Source organism: Aequorivita vitellina (assembly GCF_022008365.1).
Classification (GTDB): domain Bacteria; phylum Bacteroidota; class Bacteroidia; order Flavobacteriales; family Flavobacteriaceae; genus Aequorivita; species Aequorivita vitellina.
In genome coordinates, this window is sequence record NZ_JAIRBA010000164.1 from 1 (window position 1) to 390 (window position 390).

The following is a 390-nucleotide window of genomic DNA, read 5'->3' on the forward strand; positions in this document are numbered from 1 at the left end:
TCGGTGATTTGCGCAGAAAAACAAATAGAGAATCTGCGATAATCTGCGCAATCCGCGGGAAACTAAAAAATGAAAAGGATCTCCCGCAGATTTCGCTGATATGCGCAGGAAAAATTAATATAAAATCCGCGATAATCTGTACGATCCGCGGGAAACTGAAAAACGAAAAGGATTTCCCGCAGATTTCGGTGATTTGCGCAGAAAAAACCAATAAAGAATCAGTGATAATCTGTGTGATCTGCGGGAAACAAAGAAACGAAAAGGATCTCCCGCAGATTTCGGTGATTTGCGCAGAAAAAACAAATAGAGAATCTGCGATAATCTGCGCAATCCGCGGGAAACTAAAAAATGAAAAGGATCTCCCGCAGATTTCGGTGATTTGCGCAGAAA

General features: G+C 41.8%; 1 protein-coding gene. It reads left to right on the forward strand.

Going from position 1 to position 390, the window contains the following annotated elements; translation table 11 throughout:
• On the forward strand, positions 1 to 390 hold a 390-nt coding region (locus K8089_RS16385; protein ID WP_237604349.1), incomplete at both ends, for a hypothetical protein.